Here is a 21952-nt window from a genome sequence, read left to right on the forward strand (position 1 = left end):
TCCTTTCTCCCAGTTACCATATACCGCGCCCGAAAAACTTTCGCGCCAAATGATTTCCGGTAAGTATCAAAATAAAAGCAACAACCGATTCAAACACGCCGACAGCAGTAGAAAAACTGTAATCTTGCTCGCCTAAACCGACTCGGTATACAAAGGTACCAATCACGTCAGCGACATTGTAAACACTCGGATTGTACATAACGAGTACTTGTTCCGTACCCGCTTCCAAGACATAACCAAGGCGAAGGATAAACATCAGCAGGATGATAGGCAGCAAGCCTGGCAGGGTGATATGGAGGATTTGCTTCCATCTGTTGGCGCCATCGATTTTGGCTGATTCATATAACCCCGGATCGATGCTGGCAAGTGCAGCCAAGTAGATGATTGTATTCCAGCCTGTCTCCTTCCAACCTGCAGAGGACACCAGAACCGAGCGGAATATGTGGCTGTCCAGAAAAAAGCGAACGGGTTCGCCGCCCATAGCGACAATCATTTTATTGACTATACCGCCGTTGGTGGATAGCAAATCGATGAATAAACTGCTGACAATAACCCACGATAGGAAATGCGGCAAATAGATAACCGTTTGGACACTTCGTTTGAACGCCATATTTTTCAATTCGTTGAGCAGGATGGCGATGATGATTGGAAGAGGAAAAAGAAATACGATTTTATAAATCGAGATGGCTAACGTATTCTGAAACACCTGTAAAAAACTATCGGAGGACAACAATTTCTCAAAATGCTTCCACCCCACCCAAGGGCTGGCGGCCATGCCTTCAAATATATTGAAATCCTTGAAAGCAATGATAATCCCGTACATCGGCGTGTATTTAAAAATCAGCAGAAATGCGATGCCGGGAATTAGGGCTAGATATAAGTCCCAATCCTTCCGGATGTCGATCCACAATCGCCGTGCATAGCTTTTTTTTGCATGATTTGGTGTAAGCATGACGGTTTCCTCCGTTGCGGTAGTCTGTCAGTTATAGATTTAGTGTATCATCCACCGATTTATTGCGAATTAGAGTAATATTACTTGTTTTGGTACTTTCAGTACTTCTCGCGTCATAACCTCACAAACAAAACAAAAAAACCTCCTCCCATAAGGGAAGAAGGTTCTATTTAAAGGAATGTGCAGGAAATCATGAACGAACTTCCCCAGGGGTTACTCCCCAATATTTACGAAATACTCTTGTAAAATAACTCACATCCCGGTACCCGACTGCCGCTGCGGCATCATAAACGCGAACGCCTTCTTGCAGCGTAGCCTTGGCCCGTTCCATTTTCCTTTCCATTACATAGGTCGAGAACGCCTTCCCCGTTTCCTGCTTAAACAACCGGCTCAAGTAAGAGGAATTGACATATAACCGGTCAGCAACCGCATGCAGCGTCATCTCTTGATCAATTTCATTTTCCACGAGACTTAAGATCGTTTTGATCATTTCATGGCTTGTTGATTTCCTACGTTCTCTGGCATAGGTTAAATAGGCTTTGATCATCCTTTGCAGCCAAAACAAAATTTGATCTTTGACCATCAGCTCCCGGTGATTGTGGAAATAGACATAGTCTTCTCCTGCGACTTCCCGTACGGGCCATCCCTGCTTTTGGATCATGCGGACAAAAAGGCTTTCGAAATATAAAATATGCTCATGAATTTCTTCGATCGTTTCAGCTTTGGCCATACCTCCCTCCCAGAGTGCGGAAAGGATGTCAGCTGCCTTATCGTCTTCTCCAGTTTCAAGAGCGATCTCCAGAGCTTTCTCCAAATTCGGCTGCAGCAAAAGCTCTGGCCCTCTCCCTTGTTCTTCCTGATAAGGAATGGCGAGATCGTGACCAAGCATAATCCGGTTCTGCAACGCCCGAACAGCCTGTACGTACAACTTGTTCAAATCCTCACATCCGCCAATTGTCCCACTAATTCCCGCGCTAGCTGTGAGTCTTAGGCAGCTTAGGACAGTAAAAAGCAGCCTCTCCGTCAACACATTGATTTTTTGCAGGGCTTCCTTAGGGACTTCATCCCCAGAAAGCTGATAGACAACAACCGTATAACCAGCATAATCCGAAACCACCCAACAGGGAGTGGACTGCAAGTATTCCTGCACGATGCTTCCCAGCGAGAACTGGAGCAAGGACATATCTTTCCTGCTGAAGCGGGTTTCCGTATCCGGCAGTGGGTCCATATCGACGACCGCAACTGCAAATTGTGCGTCATTCGGAATATTCATCTGAAGGTACTTACTTCGCTGCTCGATCTCCCAGAGCTCGAATTTACCCTTCAGCCATCCTTGCAGAAAATCGTTCACCAAATAGGGCAGATGCTGCTCCCATCTCTGTTTCAGCTCTTCCTCATTATGGCGCTGTTCCAGTTCGGATCTCAGTTTCTTCGCTGCTTCGAGCACTGTCTCTAGAATCTCCTCGTCGCCAGCCGGCTTCAGCAAATATTTCATGACTCCGATAGAAAGTGCCTCTTGAGCGTAAGCGAAATCATCATGACCACTCAGCACGATGATTTTGAGCAAAGGATCGCTCTGGCGAAGCTGCTTGGCCAATGTTAATCCATCCATCTCAGGCATCTGTAAATCGAGTAAAATGATTTCCGGCTTTTTGCGGTTGATGAGCTGCAGTGCTTCCAAGCCGTTTCCTGCCTGTCCGACGACTTCAATGCCATATTTGTCCCACGGAATGTTGTTGGCGAGTGCGTTTCTGAGGCGGACTTCGTCTTCCACAATTAATAAATTCATCGAATGAACTCCTTCATGGATACGATTTGTATGGAACTAACATGTGGTAAAAATAACACATGGATGAAAATCTTCCTAGAGGAAAACGAATACTTTCTTCTGTACTTTGTTGCGTATTTTTTTGTGAGATCTAAATAAAAGAAAAGAGGGCTATCCTCAAGTAGATTTTCTACTCTCCGGACAGCCCCATACATACACCAAAAATCAATACCATCTTCACTTTCTTTCCAATTGAACGCCGATCTTGCCATCAAGGACGCTAACTTCAAACGTTTTCAACCAGATTTTCTCACTGAACAGCGACTTGCCGGTTCGAATATCGAATTCCCAGCCATGCCACGGGCAGCGCAAGATCTCCCCTTTTTTCCCATATTCATACGCATATACGTCCGATGGGAGCGTCGTTCCTGAGACGAGTCCAGCACACATCGGAGCTCCTTGATGCGGACAATAATTGTTGATCGCGTAAAAGGCACCGTTGATCCGGTAGATACCGATACTTCTCCCCTCGATTGTGACGACTGCGTGCCCGCCTTCGGGAACTGCGTCTGCATCTAACACATAGTGTACCGTCATAAGCTCCTCCATCAATTAAAGGTTATATAAGCTTTTGGCGTTTTCATAAAAGATTTTCCTCTTGGCTTCGGGCTTTAATCTTCGCAGAATCATATCTGGAGAATCAAAATCCCAATGCGGATAATCGCTTGAATATAGAATCATATTCTCTGCATCGATCATATTGAATAAATCAATCAAATGCTGCGGATTGTCCGGCTCTTCAATGGGCTGCGTAGTCAAATAGCAATGCTCGCGGATGTATTGGCTAGGCATCTTCTTGAGCCAAGGGACTGTGGAGCGCAGCGCTTTGTAGTTTTTATCCAGCCTCCACATCAGATGCGGCAGCCAAGCAATCCCCCCCTCGGTTAGCACCACCTTCAGACGCGGGAATTTCTCGAACACCCCTTCACATACCATCGACACGAGATGAGCCATGAACATTTGGGATAAACACGTGTGCCACTCAATGTAACGGGACGGATATCCGGCCGCCGTAGGGGCTGTTGAACCGCCGCCACCTTCCGCTCCGGGGTGGAGCGCAACGGGCAGACCATTGCGTTCAGCTGCCTCATAAATCGGATGAAACTGCCGTTGACCGAGAGGCGCACGCGCCGCACTGGAGATCATCACCTCAACGAAGTCGGGGTGCCCTCCCATACGGTCAATTTCTCTTGCAGCGAGATACGGATCTTGTGTGGCGACGGCCAGAGCGCCCTTGAAAGCCTTATGCTTGCCAAGCCATTTATCGGCTAAAAAATCGTTGTAAGCAGAACAGATCACTGCTGAAAAATCGGCATCATGCGTCGTTGAGATGTTATACACGACACCGGTTAATACGCAGTATTCGACGTTATAGTCTTCTAGCAGCTGTTTGATCATCAGATCCGGGTCAGAGCCCGCTTTGCCTCCGCCTGGCGGAATGGCGTCTTTCTTCATGACGCCAACCGGCGAGTAGTAACCGGAACCGGAATATCCGATTCCTGAAGCAGCCACGCGTGAGCGCCAAGGTTCAGCCAAGTACGGCAGCAAATCAGAATCGTTCTGCTCATTGTGGACATCCACATCAATGACCTTCATCTTTTCGGCCATAATCATCCCTCCATTTCGGAGGCCCGTTCTGGGTGAATGGACCTCCTTATAGCGCCAACGCGTTTATTTTTTACCGTATGTGCGAGTGTAAGCGGCATTGTACATATTCAGCAGTTCATCTGCGCCTAGCTTTTTCGTTTGATCAATAAACTCTTGCCATGTTTTATCGTTAATCGGCGTTTTACCAGACACGAATTCAGTCAGCTTTTGCTCCAAATATTTGTTCAAATTGTTCAGCTTTGATTTTTCCAGCTCCAGCTCTTCACTTGTTTTAACAATCTGCTTCGGTGCCGGGATAATAACCGATTCATAGAGCTTGTTGATCGCTTTGCTCTTATCGCTTAAGCCGCTTTCCCATACAGCACGTGATTTGGCATTGTCCAGTGTAACCATGTCATACCAGACTCCCCAATCTTTCCGTAATGTCGTAAATGGCGACGCACCGAAATCCTTGTTGTACACAGGTACGCCGTTTTCCTTCGTATACGTTTTGCCTTCGATCCCGAGGGATAAGTAATTCGAACCTTCTTCGCTGAGCAAATAGTCGAGGAATTGAACCGCTCTGTCTTTATCTTTTACCTTGGCTGAAATCGCACGACCCGTAGCACCTACAACAGAACGCGAGAACTGGTAGTTCTTAATACCGTCAGCAGCAAACTGCGGAATCGCATCCAGCGTGTAATCGGCAGTTCCTGCTTTACGTCCTTTATCCATAAGAGTCTCTAGATCAGCCTTCCAGAAGAAGGTAACCAACGATTTACCCTTAAGAATCCGCTCCTCCCACTGCGCCTGCGTGATCATCGAGAATTCAGGATCCAGTAATTTCTCAGTAAACAATTTGTTGAGGAAGATGAGAGAGTCCTTATACCCTTTGTGATAGGGCGCAAAAGCATATTTATCCGTAGCTGGATCAACGTTATAGAAGCCATGAATACCTGTGAAAGCTCTGCCGAACGTCGTAAATAGCCCTGTATCGCCTACGATTGCATTATTGATCAATGGGTACGTATCTGGCTGTTTTTCTTTAAGAGTTTTCAGATACTGGTAGAATTCTTCCAGTGTCGTTGGTGCTTTCAAGCCATATTTATCCATAATGTCCTTACGGGTATACCAGATAAAGTTGAACCCTTTGCCTTCGGCATCGCCCTCGATAACTGGCACGGTGTAAATTCCTCCGTCAGCTCCTGTGGCAACGGCCTTGGCTTCCGGATATTTATCGAAAAACGCCTTCATATTCGGAGCTTTATCCATATAATCCTTCAGATTCAGAAAGACTTTGTCTGGCCCATGCTGTCTACCTTCTAAGGTATCAACCTGAATGAAGTCTGTTACTGCATTGGTCGCAATCATGATCTGTTTCTTCTCTTTCAGGCCTTCTTGACTGACCACTTGAAACTCCACTTTCACGCCGGTTTTCGCTTCAATTTCCTTGAAAATTTCCCAGTCTTGACGCACTTTCCCTTCCGGACGGTCATAAGCCAGCCAGGAAAAGGTGATCGGCTTCTTCGCCTCTTCCCCCTTTTTGGTATCCCCTGATGCAGGTGTATCCTTGGATTCACTCGTACAACCTGCGACCAAGCTGGAAAGCATAACGGCTGATAATGCTGCTGCAACTGTTCTTTTTTTCATGAAAAAACCTCCCCAATGTGTTTAAAAGGCTGCTTTAAAACCGTAGGCTCTAGCTAAAATCGCAATCGGATCTTACCCTTTTATACCGCCGATCATGGTTCCCTGAACGAAATATTTCTGGATGAATGGGTACACACATAGGATCGGGAGTGTAGCCATCATAATGATGGCGTACTTCATCGTTTGGAGCAGGCTCATATCGCCTTCACCCTGAATCGTTGTACCGGCTACCAGGATGTTCCGGAGCATAATTTGCAGCGGATACATAGAGCGGTCGTTCAAGTAAATGAGAGCATCGAAGAAAGCGTTCCATTGGTTCACAGCGGTGAAGAGTCCGATCGTTGCCATTACTGGCATCGAGAGTGGCATGACGACTCGCCATAGCACCTGCAGGGAGGAACAACCGTCAATCGTTGCTGCATCCTCCAGCTCTTCCGGCAAAGCTTCGAAGAACGTCCGCATGATGAATAAATACCATGTGCTAATCATCGAAGGCAGAACGATTGCCCATATTGAGTTCAACATGCCCAGCTTTTGCACAACGAGAAACGTTGGGATTATCCCTCCGCTGAAAAGCAGCGTAAACGCGGCCATCATTAGGATTAATTTGCGGCCGGGCAGCCATTTCTTCGCTAAGGGATAAGCCATAGCTGCCGTAGTGATCAATGTTAGAATGACATGAACGACCGTATAACGGATCGTATTCCAGTAGCTGATCCATAGATCAGAATTAGCCGCCAACTGCTTATAGGCTACCAGCGTTACTTTTTTGGGCAAAAGCAGTACATCACCGCTTGACACCAGCGCATTGTCACTAATCGAGGCACTGAACACATAGACAAGCGGGTAGATCATCACAATCATAAGAAGGATCATAACCGTGTAGTTCAATGTGTCAAAAATTCTGGAGGCTGCGGACTGTTTGATTTTCAATAGGTTTCCTCCTTTACCACAGACTTGTCTCTGAGTGTTTTCTAGCTATGCGATTTGCACCGATGACGAGAATAAGACCAATAACGGACTGAAATAATCCGACAGCTGTTGCGAAGCTGAAATCCGCATCTAGGATCCCGCGCCGATAGACGAACGTGTTAATCACATCTGAGGTTTCGTAGTTCATGGAGTTGTATAACAGCAAGATTTTCTGAAAGCCTGTTTCCATAAAATGGCCAAGTGTCAGAACGAATAGAATAATCATCACGGGTACCATGCCGATGAAGGTAATATGGCGCATTTGGTGATAACGGTTCGCCCCATCCATTTTCGCCGCCTCATACAGGGTTGGATCAATCCCGGCGATAGCTGCCAAGTAAAGAATCGTTCCCCACCCGATTTTTTGCCATATTTCTGAGGAGACATAGATCGCTCTGAACCATTCAGGCAGCCCAAGAAATAGAATCGGTTCCATCCCGAACACCTTCACCAGCAAGAAATTAATGATACCGGTTTGCGGCGATAGGAACGTGACCAGAATTCCAGCAATAACGACTGTTGATAGGAAGTGCGGCATGTAGCTGATGCTTTGCGCGATGCGTTTAAACATTTTGTTCTTAAGCTCATGAAATAAAATAGCCAGAATGATTGGCGCTGGAAAATGAAACAGTAGATCATAGACATTTAACATGACCGTATTACGAATCAGCTTCCAGGAATCCGGATTGACATAAAAAAATTCAATAAAGTGTTTAAAGCCTACAAATTTACTGTCCAAAACGCCTCTGCCGATCGAATAATCTTGAAAGGCAATGATGACTCCATACATAGGCACGTATTTGAAAATGATGTAATATAAAATCCCCGGCAGCATTAACAAATATAGCGCTCTATGCTTCTTCAATACGTACCCTATCCCATTTCGCTGAATCATACTGCCTCCCCCCTCCTCCTTTCGGAAGTTGATGGCCTTACTATACAAAGAGCGGGGCTTAACCGTAAAGCACGCATAATTACCTCGTGTCTCTTTTTTTGCAAGCCCGATTTCATGCGGTTTATCAGCAGATTAAATGTGCTGGAAGAAAAAATAGAGACTTCGGAAAAAATGAAGTCTCTATCCTTTAATGATGCATCGTACGATATTTGGCCGGCGTTATGCCTTCATATTTGCGAAAAGTTCGGATAAACGAATTACGGCCCCAATAGCCAACTTTCTCCGCGATGTCATCGATTTTCATATCTGTCTCCAGCAAAAATTGCTTCGCTTTCATAAGTCTATATTTGGCAATGTACTCCACATACTTCTCGCCCACTGCTTCTTTAAACGTTCGGCTGAAATGTCCGTTCGACATATTCAACAACCCTGCAAAATATTCAATCGAAAGCTCCTCGTTATAATGCTCATGAATATAAGTCAGGATCTCCGAAAACTGCTGTGTGCGTTGGTGGGGTTCTTCCGTTCGGAATAAAATACGATGGATGTCAAAGAAACATTGCTCTAATTCGTCCCACGTCATGCAGCTATGAAGCCGATCATACAAACTAGAGAAAAAAGGCACATTAAAATCGTTGTGCTCCGTTTCTACAGCGCGAATCCATGTATTCAAAACGTCCGTACTTAAATATTTCACCTGCATAGCGGTCGCATTCTTGTGTTTCCCATCCTCCAGCTTCTCGCGCACTGACTCCAGCAACCGCTCATATTCCTTAGTTTTATGCTGATTGAAGATGCGGTTCACTTCTTGTACGGATAAAAAGCTTTCCCACTGCGTCCGTTCACCTACCAGAGGTCCACGACATACTTCCACATCGGCATCCAGTCCGCGATTCTGTAGAACAGATAAGGCTTGTTCATACGATTCATGCAGTTCTTCCGCTGCGTTCACGGTTTTCCCGATGCCAATCGTTGCTTTGAAATATTGGCTGTACGATTCCAGTACCAATTTCGTGATATCCGCAGCCTCTTCCGCTCCTAAATGCAGGAACGTATCATGAGTGACGACGCATGCTAACACATCCGGTTTCGTCTGACATAGCCAGACCATCGAAGGGGTGGATTTACGAATCAATTCTTTGATCTCCACGAACATGAATGACTTCGTCGTCTCAGACAGCCGGTCATACACTTCCGCATTGTAATGAAACGCAATGCACAACACAGTGCGCATCGCCTGCTTGTCATAAGTAAAATCAATTTCCTTCGCATAATAAGCAATTGACAACTCGTCTTGATATTCCCCTTGCAAAATTTTGGTGATAAAAAGCTCCTGCATCAAGGGGAACATACCGTTCATCCGTTGTGACAGTTCTTTATTTTCATCTGTAATTTCTTGAATCGGACGGTACAATCGTCGGCTCAAATAATACGACACAACGCTGCCCACGACGAGAAAAAAGACTAGGAACCCCCAACTAATCAATCTGGTCATATAGGCCGGTTTCATTAAGGTCCGTAGATCTGCGATCGTCACATAATACCAAGAATCGTTGAACCGGGATTTCACCAGAGACATGGCAATTTCGTCAGTGACAAGGAATTGGGATTCAATAACCTTCGACCGCGTATGCTCCAGCACCGCTTTAACTTCTTTATCCGTCAGGCCGTGCTGATTCAGAATTTCACCCTGGCTGGTCGCAATCGCCGTACCAGTCACCCATTTCTCAGGGATTGAAATTTGTTCTTTCAGCTTGTCTTGATCAAAATGCACGACCAAATAAACCTCTGGATTTTCTGTATTAAACGGATAACTCATAATCGCTGACATGCCGAGCGTGCTCGAGTCCATGATATCCATCATTTTTTTGCCTGTAAAATGGGAAAGATACTCGGTTTGCTGCTGCTCATCGAGCGGATAAGTCATTTTGAAATAGTAAGATTTATCGGTATAAATATCGACATCCGCAACCAGATCATGATTCGGAAAATATAAAAACACTTTCGATACCAATTTATCCGACTGGAGCTTCATTAATTGTTCTCTAAGGGCATAAAACTGATCCGAACGCTGCTGATTTTCCCGCGAATCATCTATGACCCTGAGAAGACTTGTTAAATTCGAGGAACTGAGCATGTTGATCATATTGGTTTTGAGTGAATCTAAAGCTGTATCGGTTTGCTTGGAGAAATGGCTGATAACGACATCATTGAGCTTTTCGGCATCCTTCTCAATCGTACGAACGGCAAGCACATGAGCAAGAATACTGGCAACAATAACGGGAATCAAAATAACAATGAAATAGTTGGTGAAAAGCCGCCAAAAAAGGGCTAACCGGAACTTATGCACCTTAGAAATGGCCATCTCGATCGCCCCTCCCCTGTTATGTTGTCATCCTTGTTCCCAATTCTTAGAATGACTATTGTTTTATACTATTGAAAAAGATTTAGAGGGTCAATAGATTTTGAAACTTTATTTTATTGCACAAATAACAGTATGAATTTTTATTTCTTTTTACGACAAAATAAGACATTTCTCTTTCGTGTAAAAAAAAGCACTCGCATTCCGCCATGGAATGGAGCGCTCTGCGTTGTCTAAAACTTGAGCTCAGCGATAGCTTTTTTGTATCTATCAATTCTTGCATAGTCTGCTTCTGTAGGCTGTGGAATTCGGTTGATATCGCAATTATCTTCCAGATCCAGAAGCTTCACTTTCGAGGCAAGCGGGTTTAATTTAATTCGCTTAATAAATTCCTCGTAGCTTTCATCCACTCTCCTTGTCAGGCAATCAAGAGCTGCTATGACATTCGAGCTAAACCCTTCATTTTTTAAATCAAACAAGGTCATATTTGAATCCTCAACGACATCATGTAAGACGGCTATAATGGATTCTTCTGTCGTTTCGGCTTTACTGGCTAATCGAATTGGATGTAAGATGTAGGGGTTTCCACCCTTATCGGTTTGACCGTCATGCGCTTTGGCTGCTAGTAGAATCGCTTTTGTTAATGTACTCATTTCTACACCTTCATTCTATAATAGGTAACTTCCCCATCATAGCATTATTGCTAATTTACGGCTACAAAGAAGCGCTTACCTTCAAGTGAGTAGGTATCGCTCTGTCTACTAAATAACGGAAAAGTGCGTACTTCTGCACCGCCTGAGAATCTAGTATGATGAGAAGTGATGGAAAAGAACAAGCTTTGCCCAACCTTAACTTTTTTGGAGGAGATTACGATGAAATACAGTTATTTGGGACGTTCAGGCTTAAAAGTGAGCCAATTGTGCTTGGGAACGATGAACTTTGGGGTAGACACCGAAGAACAAGAAGCTTTTCGCATCATGGATGCTGCTTTAGATGCCGGAATCAACTTTTTTGATACAGCCAATATTTACGGGTGGGGCGAAAATTCAGGTCGCACCGAGGAGATTATCGGCCGATGGTTCGCTCAAGGTGGCAATCGCCGTGAGAAAACCGTTATCGCTACCAAATTCTATGGCGATATGCATGATGCAAATGATGGACCGAATCGTGAAAGCGGGTTATCCGCTTATAAGCTGCGCCGTCACTTGGAAGCATCCTTACGCCGTCTTCAAACCGATCATATCGAGCTGTACCAGATGCATCACGTGGATCGAAACGTATCCTGGGATGAACTCTGGGAAGCTTTCCAAGTTCCTGTGTACCAAGGGAAAATCGGCTATGTCGGCTCAAGCAACTTCGCTGGGCGCGATCTGGTGAAAGCACAATATGAAGCCAAATCCCGTCATCTCCTTGGTCTAGTGTCGGAGCAGCATAAATACAGCTTATTGTGCAGATTGCCAGAGCTTGAAGTCCTTCCAGCTGCTGAAGAGTTGGGCATTGGCGTCATCGCATGGAGTCCGCTGGATGGCGGTCTGCTCGGCGGCAACGCATTGAATCCAATCGCTGGTTCGAAACGTGCTAGCAACCCTGAACGGGTAGAGAAACATCGCGCTAAACTGGAAGCTTTCTCTGCACTATGCAAAGAGCTAGGTGAAAGTGAAGCGAATGTTGCACTCGCTTGGACCCTCGCCCATCCTGCGATGACGGCACCAATTATTGGGCCTCGCACGCTGGAACAATTCGAAAATACACTACGTGTGGTTGATATCCAACTCGATGAATCCACACTAAACAAATTAGATGAAATCTTCCCGGGACCTGGCGGAGAGGCTCCACGCGCATACGCCTGGTAACAAATAAGACCGTCAGGGGATCCTTGACGGTCTTTTTTTTGACTAAGCAAGAACCCGGCTTAGGCTATTACTTTAAAGGAACTGGAGTCCTCTATATCGAGAAAAGCAAGCTTTTTCCACTCTGAGCGGAACTACAGGGACTTATTTTACCAGCATAACGCGTTTTACTGCTGAAATCCGCAAAATAGCGGACCATAGTTCCCTCCCTCTATTTTCAGTCGGTAGTTTGACCATCTTCCATCAAATAAGTCATCAGCATCTGCTCTATTGTTTCGCTATGCTCATTCAACATTGAATCTCTCCGAATGAATTGATTCAGCATGTAGTTGAAGTTTTGTTCGATGTCGTTGCCAGCATAGTGCTGACCGATGTAAATGTGCAGTACAGCCAGATGATACATCTGAGTTAAATTCCGTAGTTGCTCCATTTCTTGCAAAGTGTGTTTTCTATAACTTGAATAACTTTTAACAAAAGCCTCCGTCATCCCCATTGAGCCATTCGTCATCTGTAAAATATGATTCAAACAAATGGCGAACTCCATAAAGCTTGTATCCACGGATAGGAAATCAAAATCCAATACGCCAGAAATATGATTGTTTTGGGATAACAAATTAAATATTAACAAATCATGATGAACAAGCTGAACAGGCAATTTGCTTAAACTGCTGACGTTTTTATCCATCAATACGACGCTGTCTCTATAAAAATCCACGCTTTCTTTTGGTATGACAAATGGGGGATTTTCCATAAAAGCAGTAACAGCACTATAATCTGCCAGCGGATGAAGCTTATAAATTTCTGAAAATGATAGGCCGTGATAGTCGAGCTGACTTATCTCGAATTGCTGAAGTGCCTGACTCATTTCACCCACAACACGTCCAAATTCAGCGGCGTCTTGTACACTTGTTAGCTCGTGATTCGTACCCTCTAGAAAGATGACAATAGCCCCCAAGCTTCCGTCAGACAATCGCACAAAATCATGTCCAGTTAACGTTGGAACAAATTCCGGCACTTGAAAAGCCAGCTCTTTTTTCGCTAAAAATGACGTTATTCTTGATTCTAGTTTGGTGCCCTCTACCTGTTTCGTATGTCGGTTGTAGATACGGAGGACATACTTTCGGCCGTTGATCTTGACTATCTTTGTTAGATTGGTCAGTCCAAACGGGACGGAATCCATCTCATAAGCAGCTTCCTCAAAATAATTAAGAACCAATTCATCTAGTTGATCTTGCATGCCATTCCCCTATCCATAAACATTGTCGGATTGCTTATATTGGGCAGACTCGCGGTATTCCCCAGGAAGAACGCCATATTCTTTCTTGAATTGCTTGCATAAATAGGAGGCATCTGTGAACCCACAGCGTGCAGCAATAGATTCAAGCGTCTCATCACTCATTTCGAGCAGCTGCTTGGAGCGCTTAAGACGCATATTTCGAAGCATTTGCATGGGCGTTAGACCAAACTGCTGCTGAAACGCTCTGTCCATATAGTTGGCGCTAAGACAAACTAGTGATGCCAGCACCTCTCTTGTCAGCTTCTCTTCCAGCCGCATGGACATCTGTCCAATTAACCGGGCGAAGCGGTCGCCAGATGAGCTGTATGCGCTTGAGCGCTCTGGATTTCCAGCTTTCTCCCAACCTGATAGAATCATCTCCGTTAACTGCAGCATCGAAGTTGTGATTTTCAAATCGCGAAAAGAAAGCTCCCGATTCCCCCAATCGGCTAGCAATTTCGCGAATACAGCCTCATATCGGGCAGGATCAGGAATGGCAATGACCGGAGAGACACGATAAAGCATCAGGAGGTCGAATTGATGGGAACACAGAATGCTAACCTGCATCCATAAGTGAACACCGCCAACATCTGCATGTTCCGAAAATGACAGCCCTGGCGGATGAAGCATAACCTCGCCTGCTTTCACCGTATGCGTTTCGCCTCCTGTGCCTGTAGTGACATGACCCGTCTTCACATAACTAATAATCCAATTCGGAAAACTGCGGTTTTCCATGTGAAGCTTAGCATACGCCGATCGATTCACGCTATGCAGTTGAACGGACCAAGGGCCTTCTACCCAATCTGGCGGTTTCGTCGACATCCACATTCACCTCATATGTTCAACTTAACCGATTTCCTGGGTATTGCCTAGATCCATTAAGAACAATTCTCTCTATTCACAAAACCTTGGTACGCGGACTTCCCATCTTTCGCAATCAGTGGTCCATTCTTGAATAATTGTCCGGTATTTGGATTAAATGATCCGTCTACCGAGTATTGCACCACGTAAGCTTTGCGTGTCTTCGATGTACTCAAATTGGGTGTACTGCGGTGAAAGAGCAAGGAATGGAAGACAACCATACTGCCCTTTTTCAGTTCGACAGGTATGCCTTTTTCTTCTCCAAAATAACAAACCCAGCCGAGATCCGTTTTCACATGCTCCACAAATCCATCCAAATGCGTACCTGGCTGAACCCAAATACAGCCATTATCCACTGTAGCGTCTTCGAGCGCTAACCAGCAAGTCACATAGTGGATCGGCTCTGTTGGGACATATCCGTTATCCTGATGCCATGGAAAGTCTTTGCTTGCTTCCGGACGTTTGTATACGGACTGATCCCAGTAAAGCTTAATATCAGGTCCCAAAATCGTTGTCGTAATGTCAACAAAACGCTGATCAGCTATAAATTGCTGTAGCTCTGCACTTAGGAAATTCAAATTAGCTGTAAAATTAATTTGACCTGAGATGCTAATGAATTCCTTTCCTTTCGCGCGCAAGGCTTTCTCAGAGGCTTCGTCGAAGCCGTCAATGATGCCGCAAATACGATCCATTTCTCCCTCTGAAAATAGCCTTTCAAAAATAATATAGCCTTGCTCCTGATAATGCTTCATCTGCTCGGATGTGATATGGACCTGCGGACCTGTGTGGACATTACTCAAGGCGATTCGCTCCTTCAACAATGAGATTTAGTTCCTATCCTCATTATCAAGCCAAGCAAATCCCATAGCAATGAAGCGGTTCCACCTCATCTAGTACTTTTTCCACCTTCACCCTTCAATGGATGCGGCAACGGCATTATGAAAGCAATCCCGTAGTCGTACGACAGACTTCTCACGCCCGAAGTGCACACGGTTGGTCAATAACACCGCGAAAACGCTGCTCTCGGGATCCATCCATACGCTCGTCCCTGTGAATCCCGTGTGCCCATAGCTTAACGGGGAAAACAAATCACCGGAAGCGTCCCAAACGTCCCCCTTCAGTACCCAACCAAGGCCACGGTTTGCATTCACTTTGTCTGCCGTATAACTTCGCGTGGCGGCTGCAACGGATGCACCTGACAGCAGATGCCCTCCGTCAGCAAGCTTCCCATTGTTCAGCCACATGGCTGCATATTTCGCGACATCCTTCGCCGTCGAGAAAACTCCTGCATGCCCGCTGACACCGCCCATAGCCCATGCATTCTCGTCGTGCACCTCGCCCCATCGATAGGCGCCGTCCATGAACTCTGTAGCCGCTATTCGCGACTGCAAATCGTTGGCTGGACGATAGCTCGTATCACACATCCCCAGCGGTTCAAATACATAACGGTCAGCAGCCTCATCAAGCGGCATACTAAAAAGCTTCGCAGCCAATTCACCAAGAATGATATAGTTAAAATCACTGTACACATAACTACTGCCGCAAGCATGGCTCATGTTCTCACCAAGCACTGCAGCCTTAATCTGCTCTGGCGTCCAGCCATGGGAATGCAGATCCTTGAATGCCTGCAGCCCAGATGTGTGAGTCAGTAGATGCTTCACCGTCACATCTTCTTTCCCATTCCCTGAGAATTCAGGGAAGTACCGGGAGATGGTGTCCCTGAGGCGCAGCTCGCCACGGTCGATAAGCTGCATAATCAACGGAAGTGTCGCCATCACTTTGGTTAAGGAAGCGCAATCATATATCGTATCTTCCGTTACCTTCAGCTTCGTATCCTTAGAGATAATCGAATGACCCACGGCATAGGTTCCTACTATTACCCCTTTGCGGCCTACAAGTGCCACGCCACCAGGTATTTCACCAGCTTCCACTTCTCGATCCAACAGACGCAATGCTCGTTGTAATTTATCGCCGTTCATTCCCAGTTGTTCTGGAGCGGCTTGTGGCAAATTCATGTTCGAATTCATGTCTCAACGAGACCTCCTTACAATAAGTTATTTTCTTTTATTCGAAATAAATTTGCTTATCCCTCTATATGAACGTTTCTTTTAGCTACTTTGCAAACCTCTCCACCATTCCAGCAAGTTACTCACCATACCACCAACTGCCACCTCAACAGCCACTAAGAAATTCATATAACCCTAGCGGAAAGACCGCTAGGGTTTACTTGCTCGTAGTGAGCTATCAATTTTACTCAAATGAACGACGCGATGGCCAAGATCCTTGCAGCTTACGGATGAACATAATTTGTCCTGTGTGATAGGCATCGTGCATGATGAGACTGTTCACCCAACGCCCAACGGATTGCGAACGATTCGGATAAACATGCTCAAAATCATTCTCCTCCCACTGCGCAATCCGATCTCGAATGCCCTGATGAACAGCTTGCAAGCGAGTCAGAGTTGCCTCCCAATCCTCGACAGAAGTAGATGCCACAGCAAACGTATCATCATTGGTCATATCCGGATAATCGGATTCTTCTCCAGTCATTCGGTACAACAAGCGTTCTTTATAAAAAATCAAATGATTCAAATTCTCAGCAATTGTATTCACATGCTCACCTTCTGGCCGCCAGTTCGCTTGCTCGGCAGTCAGACCTTTGAGTGCATCCGTAAGAGGCGGATACCAATCTTCTTTCTCGTAGCAACTATCCCACCCATGAAGCAAAAGCTCGATTTTATTCATTACAATGCCTCCTAAAATTGGAATGTGATCACTTCATTTACACTTATATGTTACATCATCTCATGAAATTTGGAAACCTGATCCATTAATGAATCAATCGGCTGTAACGTGTCCAACACCATTTCGCCATCCAAAACTTCCGATCTAACCTGCTTATAATGTTCTTTCAGCTTATCTAAATCGGTTATTAACTGATTAGCTGTTGGCGCTTTGCTCCTTTCAGCAAGTCGCTGCGCCCAAGTAGAATCGTCGCTGCATATACAATGCAACGTCATTAATTTCCCGCCTCTTTCCTCTATCCAAATCTTAAACTTACCTACAGCATCGGAATGATTAAACCCATAATCAAGGATCACGTCAGTATCCGTCGCAACAACCGTATGAAGAAAACGATACAGAAAATCAAAACAGATTTGATTTCTAGTCTCGTGCTCGGAGACAGCATTCGCTACAGAATCATAAATATCATCTTTATGAAGGACAGGCACTTTCAACCTTTTGCCAAGCTCATTGGATAGGGTTGTTTTACCAGTGCCAGCTTTTCCACGAAATAAAATAATGGTTGACATGTTCGTTATTTACCACTCCAATCGCTCTTTAAGTGAAATAATCTGCGCAATATGATGCCGATTGTGCCAAGCAAACCTTTGTAAAGCCGTATCAAGACTCATTAAACCATGGGTGGGACTCGTGAATGTACGCTCAAAGTCAAGCGGAGACAACGAATCGAGTAGTATGGCGAAGCGCGTATGAAGCGACTCAAGAATAGCAATCGATGTTTCGATTGGTGTATCCTGATAATCACTCAGATCTGCCCACAAATCCTCCCTATAGGAACTTGCTGCAGGTTGATCCTCTGTCAACGCTCTTTTGAAGCGAATATACGCATTCATATCGTTATCAGCCATATGATGAATGACCTGTTGAGCGGTCCAACCGCCAGACCGATAAGGTGTTTGTAGCTGTTCTATTGTTAGATTTTGCACATGAAGCCGCAGCTTTTGGCTGCATAACTTAATTTCTTCCATCCATACTGCGCGCTGTGCGGCCGTCGCTTTCAGAATCCCTTCAAAACTCCCAATGGGATAACGTAATCGGTCCATCCTCCCATGCTCCTTTCTCTTATATTCATCTTTACAAACTAATTCTATCTTCATCCATTTATTTCCTCCGGCTAAGCATCAAAAAAAGAAGTCTAAACGCAGCAGCGCCTAGACTTCTTTTTCCAATGGTTCTATCTGCTGACATAACACAGATCTAACAGCCTTCCCAATCTCTTCATAACTTGTGCAGCGGCAAATATTAGATTGAAGCCATCTACGCATCACGTCTTCACTCGCATTCGGACACTGCTGGGTAAGCGCATGTGCCACCATAATATAACCTGGTGTGCAAAATCCGCACTGAAAAGCAAACTGCTCTACAAAAGCATTTTGAATTGGGGCATTTCCGCCTAATCCTTCAATGGTTGTGATGCTGCTCCCTGGAGCCTCAATAGCTAGCATCAGGCACGATTTGATCGGGACGCCATCCACGTTCACTGTACATGCACCGCAATCACCATTTTCGCAGCCTTCTTTTGCTCCAGTTAAGCCCAATTGCTCACGCAGTACTCGGAGCAGCGTATCCGCAGATCGAATGACAGCATGGTGGCGCTTGTCATTGACAACCAATTCAATTTCACTTTTGATCGTCCCGCTCACCCTCATCGCCTCCCCTGTTCCAGAGCTGACATAACATCCAATAAGGTGTTGCGCAGCACAAATGCCCGATAGCCAGCTGAACTTAAAATGTCATTCAATATCGGTACTGGCCACCACTCAATGGCGTTATCAACGCGAGCTTCCAAAGTGCGCGATGTATCATTCAAAATTTCTTCAATCTTCTTTGATCGAAAAGGTATGGCGCTTACTCCACTGAATGCAATACGAACCCCTTCGCCGGTTTGAAGTCCTGCTATGCGGACGATCGGATAATCGATTCTTTCCAATTTGGTCTTTTTGATCGTCATAAAAGGCATTTTAAAATAAGCAGTATCGCTAATAATTTGAACGAGAAGCTCACCTTTTTCCAAACGCGGCTCCCCATTGAAGATTTGGCGTATGGGAACTTGGCGAACACCACTAGGGCTGGCCAATACAACCTCGCTATCCACTAGAAGAAATGGCAGCAGCCCCTCCCGGTAGATAAACTTCCCACATAGGAGGCCGCCAATTGTAATTTTATTGCGAATCGTATGATCGGCAATGTCTCGAACTGTGTCCCCAAGTAGTGGAAACAGAGGGGATTCCGCAAGCGCATTGAGTGTAATTGCTGAGCCAATGACAAGTTGATGATGATGAAATTGAAATACGCGGCATTCGGGAATGTCCTTGATGTCAATCACCGCACCAGTACGAAGCTGCTCCAATCGTGCCATGGAGATGATTTCAGTGCCTCCGGAATAATACAGCGGTGCTTTCCCCTTGGCATCCATTTGCTGAAATAAGGTTACTGCTTCTTCATAGGTAGCCGGTTTAAAATATTCAAAGTCAAATGAGATCATTGGCTCCTCCCCATCGTTTGCCAAATCATCTCTGGTGTCAAAGGCAGTTCGTTCAACTCTATTCCGGCTGCAAGCGACAAAGCATTTGCCAGAGCAGGAGCCATCCCGATTGTTCCATGCTCCCCAACGCCGCGAGCACCATAAGGGCCTTCCATGAACGGTGTCTCCACAAACGCCACCAAATAATCCGGATTATCGCCGAACCGGGTCAATTTATAGGACCGCAGCTGCGGATTAAGCACTTGACCTGCTTGATTGAACAGAAATCCCTCCCGCGTGGCAAAGCTTAATCCCATGTTCATTCCTCCAACCACCTGTCCGCGCGCAGTGGCTTCATTAATGACTTTGCCCGCGTCAAATACAGAGGCCGCCCGAAGAACACGATACGTACATTCGCGAGTATCAAATTCAACTTCAACGGCTTGTGCGCCAACCGTCCACTGCTGGCTTGGGATACCCTTCCCCGTCTCTGGATCAAGCCTCGTAACATCATGGACTCGGTACCTGCCACGGCCGATAACCGGTTTGCCCGAAGCACTGCCATTCGGGTATTGGTAACCGCTGACAACTTCACAGACTCTAAGACTGATGATCGGATCGTCTTTGACATAAATCATGCCACGGCCGACCGCCAGGTCTTGCGGCAACACTTGCAGGACAATCGAGGCGTTAGCTTTCAACTGGGCAATGACATCTTGAGCCGCATCCTGAACCGCGCGACCAACCATCATCGTACTGCTGCTTGCCACCGTCTTCCAATGTTCAGGTGTAATTTGGGTATCCACGTCCATCTTGACATGAATATCGCTTACGTCCATATTCAGCTGCTCAGCAAGGATCTGCGCCATGATTGTACGGTTCCCTTGACCGATTTCAACCGAACCAATGCTGAGGTTAGCGCTGCCGTCGTGATTGAATGTGATCGTAGCTCCGCTACCCGTATCGATGCCAGAACCCGAGGCTTTCCACACACAGGCCATTCCTTTTGTCCTGACCTTGTTAGGACCAACCTTAACCCACTGGCCTTGTTCCCACTGGATCAACTCCTTCAACTTACTCATACATAAAGATACATCTCCCACAGAACTTCTGGTAAGTGGGGTTTGTGTCGGTGTCGTGTCGCCAGGTTGGATCGCATTGCGAAGCCGCAAATCTAAAGGATCCATCCCCAGCTTCTTTGCAAGCATATCCATCGTACGTTCCACGCAATAAAGTGCTTCTGTATGCCCAAATCCCCGAAATGCCGTCGCATAAGGATGATTCGTGTAGACGCATAGAGCATCACACCAAACGTTATCTACGCGATAAGGTCCTGTGCAGTCGATTGCTCCTGCTTGAGTAACCGTTGCACCCTCGTCCGTATAGCCACCGGTATCAAATAAAAACGTGATTTCAGCTGCTGTTAGTCTACCTTCTCTGGTCGCGCCAAGCTTCACTTTTGCATCTAGACCAATGTGACAAGGGGAACTAATCATATCCGTTTCGCGAGAATTGTTGATTTTGACAGGACGACCACCACAAGCTTTCGATGCCAGATAAGCCATGTATTCCAGTTGAATGGAGCCCTTCCCGCCAAATCCGCCACCTACAAAAGGCACATGCACAATCACTTTGGATTGCTCAACTTGAAAAAAGCGCTCGAAGGCACGTTTTATCATAAAAGGATCCTGCGTTGACGTTTGAATGTTGATTAATCCGCTCGGCTTTACTTCAACGATGGCACAACGCGGCTCCATCGCGCAATGGTCGGATGTGTTGAACGCATATGTCCCTTCCACCGTCGTTTCACTTGCTGCCCAGCCTGCAGTCATGTCACCTTTGCGGATTTTGACAAAGTTGCCGATGTTTGTATTTGGAACGGGATACACATCCCCGAATTTCTGATAGCTGCCCAATTCCTTATGGATCAATGGCGCGTTCGTTTGTAAAGCGCTGCTTGGGGAATGAACAACAGGAAGCTGCTCATATCTCACTCGAATACACGCTGCTGCGCGTTTGGCAATCTGCTCCGTTTCCGCAACAACGACTGCGATTGGCTCACCGAAATATCGCACTTTCTTCCACGCAAGCGGCGGACGATCTGCAAGCAGACTGCCAGTTAGGACGGGACAGTCTTCTCCTCGAATTATAGCGTGAACACCGCTCACGGCCAGCGCATCCGTAATATCAATGGATGAAATTAACGCATGCGAATAAGGGCTTGTAACAAGCCAGCCATGCAGCATACCTGGAGATTGTGTATCGTTCGTATATTGGGCGAAGCCGGATACTTTGTCACGGGATTCAAGTCTTTGGATACCCTTTCCTATTACGCTCACGTTTTCCCACTCCTACTCTATTACGACCTACACTCCGCAGCACAAAGCTGGGTGTTTTCTATCATCTTATCAAGATTAAACTCGTCCTATTCCGCTCCTTAAAATAGGCCC

Annotated in this window: 20 protein-coding genes; 1 reads left to right on the forward strand and 19 read right to left on the reverse strand. The window is 45.9% G+C overall.

Translation table 11 applies throughout. From position 1 onward, the window contains the following. Positions 1–13: 13 nt before the first annotated feature. From AC58VC_RS00090 to AC58VC_RS00130, 9 genes are all read right to left on the reverse strand, one after another. On the reverse strand, positions 14–952 hold the full coding sequence (locus tag AC58VC_RS00090) for an ABC transporter permease (protein WP_497366857.1): 939 nt from the start codon (positions 950–952) through the stop codon (positions 14–16). Between the two features lie 190 nt (positions 953–1142). Beyond that, positions 1143–2741, reverse strand: coding sequence for a response regulator (locus tag AC58VC_RS00095; protein ID WP_497366858.1), 1599 nt, complete (start codon positions 2739–2741; stop codon positions 1143–1145). A gap of 216 nt (positions 2742–2957) precedes the next feature. Beyond that, positions 2958–3317, reverse strand: coding sequence for a Rieske (2Fe-2S) protein (locus AC58VC_RS00100; RefSeq protein WP_497366859.1), 360 nt, complete (start codon positions 3315–3317; stop codon positions 2958–2960). A gap of 15 nt (positions 3318–3332) precedes the next feature. Then, on the reverse strand, positions 3333–4394 hold the full coding sequence (locus tag AC58VC_RS00105; RefSeq protein WP_497366860.1) for an amidohydrolase family protein: 1062 nt from the start codon (positions 4392–4394) through the stop codon (positions 3333–3335). A gap of 57 nt (positions 4395–4451) precedes the next feature. After that, positions 4452–6017, reverse strand: a complete 1566-nt coding sequence (locus tag AC58VC_RS00110) for an extracellular solute-binding protein (protein ID WP_497366861.1) — start codon at positions 6015–6017, stop codon at positions 4452–4454. 72 nt (positions 6018–6089) lie between these two features. Continuing rightward, a complete protein-coding gene (locus tag AC58VC_RS00115) occupies positions 6090–6950 on the reverse strand; it encodes a carbohydrate ABC transporter permease (protein ID WP_497366862.1) in 861 nt (286 codons plus the stop codon). A gap of 13 nt (positions 6951–6963) precedes the next feature. Beyond that, positions 6964–7884, reverse strand: coding sequence for an ABC transporter permease (locus AC58VC_RS00120; RefSeq protein WP_161411683.1), 921 nt, complete (start codon positions 7882–7884; stop codon positions 6964–6966). Positions 7885–8071: 187 nt separating this feature from the next. Then, positions 8072–10249, reverse strand: a complete 2178-nt coding sequence (locus AC58VC_RS00125) for a helix-turn-helix domain-containing protein (RefSeq protein WP_497366863.1) — start codon at positions 10247–10249, stop codon at positions 8072–8074. A gap of 230 nt (positions 10250–10479) precedes the next feature. Next, entirely contained in the window at positions 10480–10899 is a 420-nt protein-coding gene (locus AC58VC_RS00130) for a GTP pyrophosphokinase (RefSeq protein ID WP_497366864.1), read from the reverse strand. Between the two features lie 219 nt (positions 10900–11118). On the opposite strand from AC58VC_RS00130, the gene AC58VC_RS00135 reads away from it, so the two are divergent. Next, complete coding sequence (locus tag AC58VC_RS00135; RefSeq protein WP_497366865.1) at positions 11119–12099, forward strand: aldo/keto reductase; 981 nt, start codon at positions 11119–11121, stop codon at positions 12097–12099. Positions 12100–12313: 214 nt separating this feature from the next. Here the strand turns inward: AC58VC_RS00135 and AC58VC_RS00140 are convergent, their stop codons facing one another. The 10 genes from AC58VC_RS00140 to AC58VC_RS00185 form a co-directional block, all read right to left on the reverse strand. Then, positions 12314–13333, reverse strand: coding sequence for a phosphotransferase enzyme family protein (locus AC58VC_RS00140; RefSeq protein WP_497366866.1), 1020 nt, complete (start codon positions 13331–13333; stop codon positions 12314–12316). A gap of 9 nt (positions 13334–13342) precedes the next feature. Next, positions 13343–14194, reverse strand: a complete 852-nt coding sequence (locus AC58VC_RS00145) for a helix-turn-helix domain-containing protein (protein WP_497366867.1) — start codon at positions 14192–14194, stop codon at positions 13343–13345. 56 nt (positions 14195–14250) lie between these two features. Further along, positions 14251–15033, reverse strand: a complete 783-nt coding sequence (locus AC58VC_RS00150) for a phytanoyl-CoA dioxygenase family protein (RefSeq protein WP_497366868.1) — start codon at positions 15031–15033, stop codon at positions 14251–14253. A 108-nt stretch (positions 15034–15141) separates the two neighbouring features. Further along, positions 15142–16260 carry a serine hydrolase domain-containing protein gene (locus AC58VC_RS00155; protein WP_497366869.1) on the reverse strand — a complete coding sequence of 373 codons (1119 nt, stop codon included), beginning with the start codon at positions 16258–16260 and terminating at the stop codon, positions 15142–15144. 223 nt (positions 16261–16483) lie between these two features. Then, positions 16484–16978 (reverse strand): DinB family protein, encoded by a 495-nt coding sequence (locus tag AC58VC_RS00160; protein WP_497366870.1) that lies wholly within the window; start codon positions 16976–16978, stop codon positions 16484–16486. 50 nt (positions 16979–17028) lie between these two features. Further along, positions 17029–17547, reverse strand: a complete 519-nt coding sequence (locus tag AC58VC_RS00165) for a P-loop nucleotide/nucleoside kinase family protein (RefSeq protein ID WP_497366871.1) — start codon at positions 17545–17547, stop codon at positions 17029–17031. 9 nt (positions 17548–17556) lie between these two features. Then, entirely contained in the window at positions 17557–18081 is a 525-nt protein-coding gene (locus AC58VC_RS00170) for a YfiT family bacillithiol transferase (RefSeq protein ID WP_497366872.1), read from the reverse strand. Positions 18082–18189: 108 nt separating this feature from the next. Then, positions 18190–18681: a (2Fe-2S)-binding protein gene (locus tag AC58VC_RS00175; protein WP_497366873.1), complete on the reverse strand. Its 492-nt coding sequence runs from the start codon at positions 18679–18681 to the stop codon at positions 18190–18192. A 2-nt stretch (positions 18682–18683) separates the two neighbouring features. Continuing rightward, positions 18684–19523, reverse strand: coding sequence for an FAD binding domain-containing protein (locus AC58VC_RS00180; protein ID WP_497366874.1), 840 nt, complete (start codon positions 19521–19523; stop codon positions 18684–18686). Beyond that, entirely contained in the window at positions 19520–21841 is a 2322-nt protein-coding gene (locus tag AC58VC_RS00185) for a xanthine dehydrogenase family protein molybdopterin-binding subunit (protein ID WP_497366875.1), read from the reverse strand. The genes AC58VC_RS00180 and AC58VC_RS00185 overlap by 4 nt, the downstream gene beginning before the upstream one ends. Positions 21842–21952 lie beyond the last annotated feature (111 nt).

The organism is Paenibacillus sp. J22R67 (assembly GCF_059692175.1).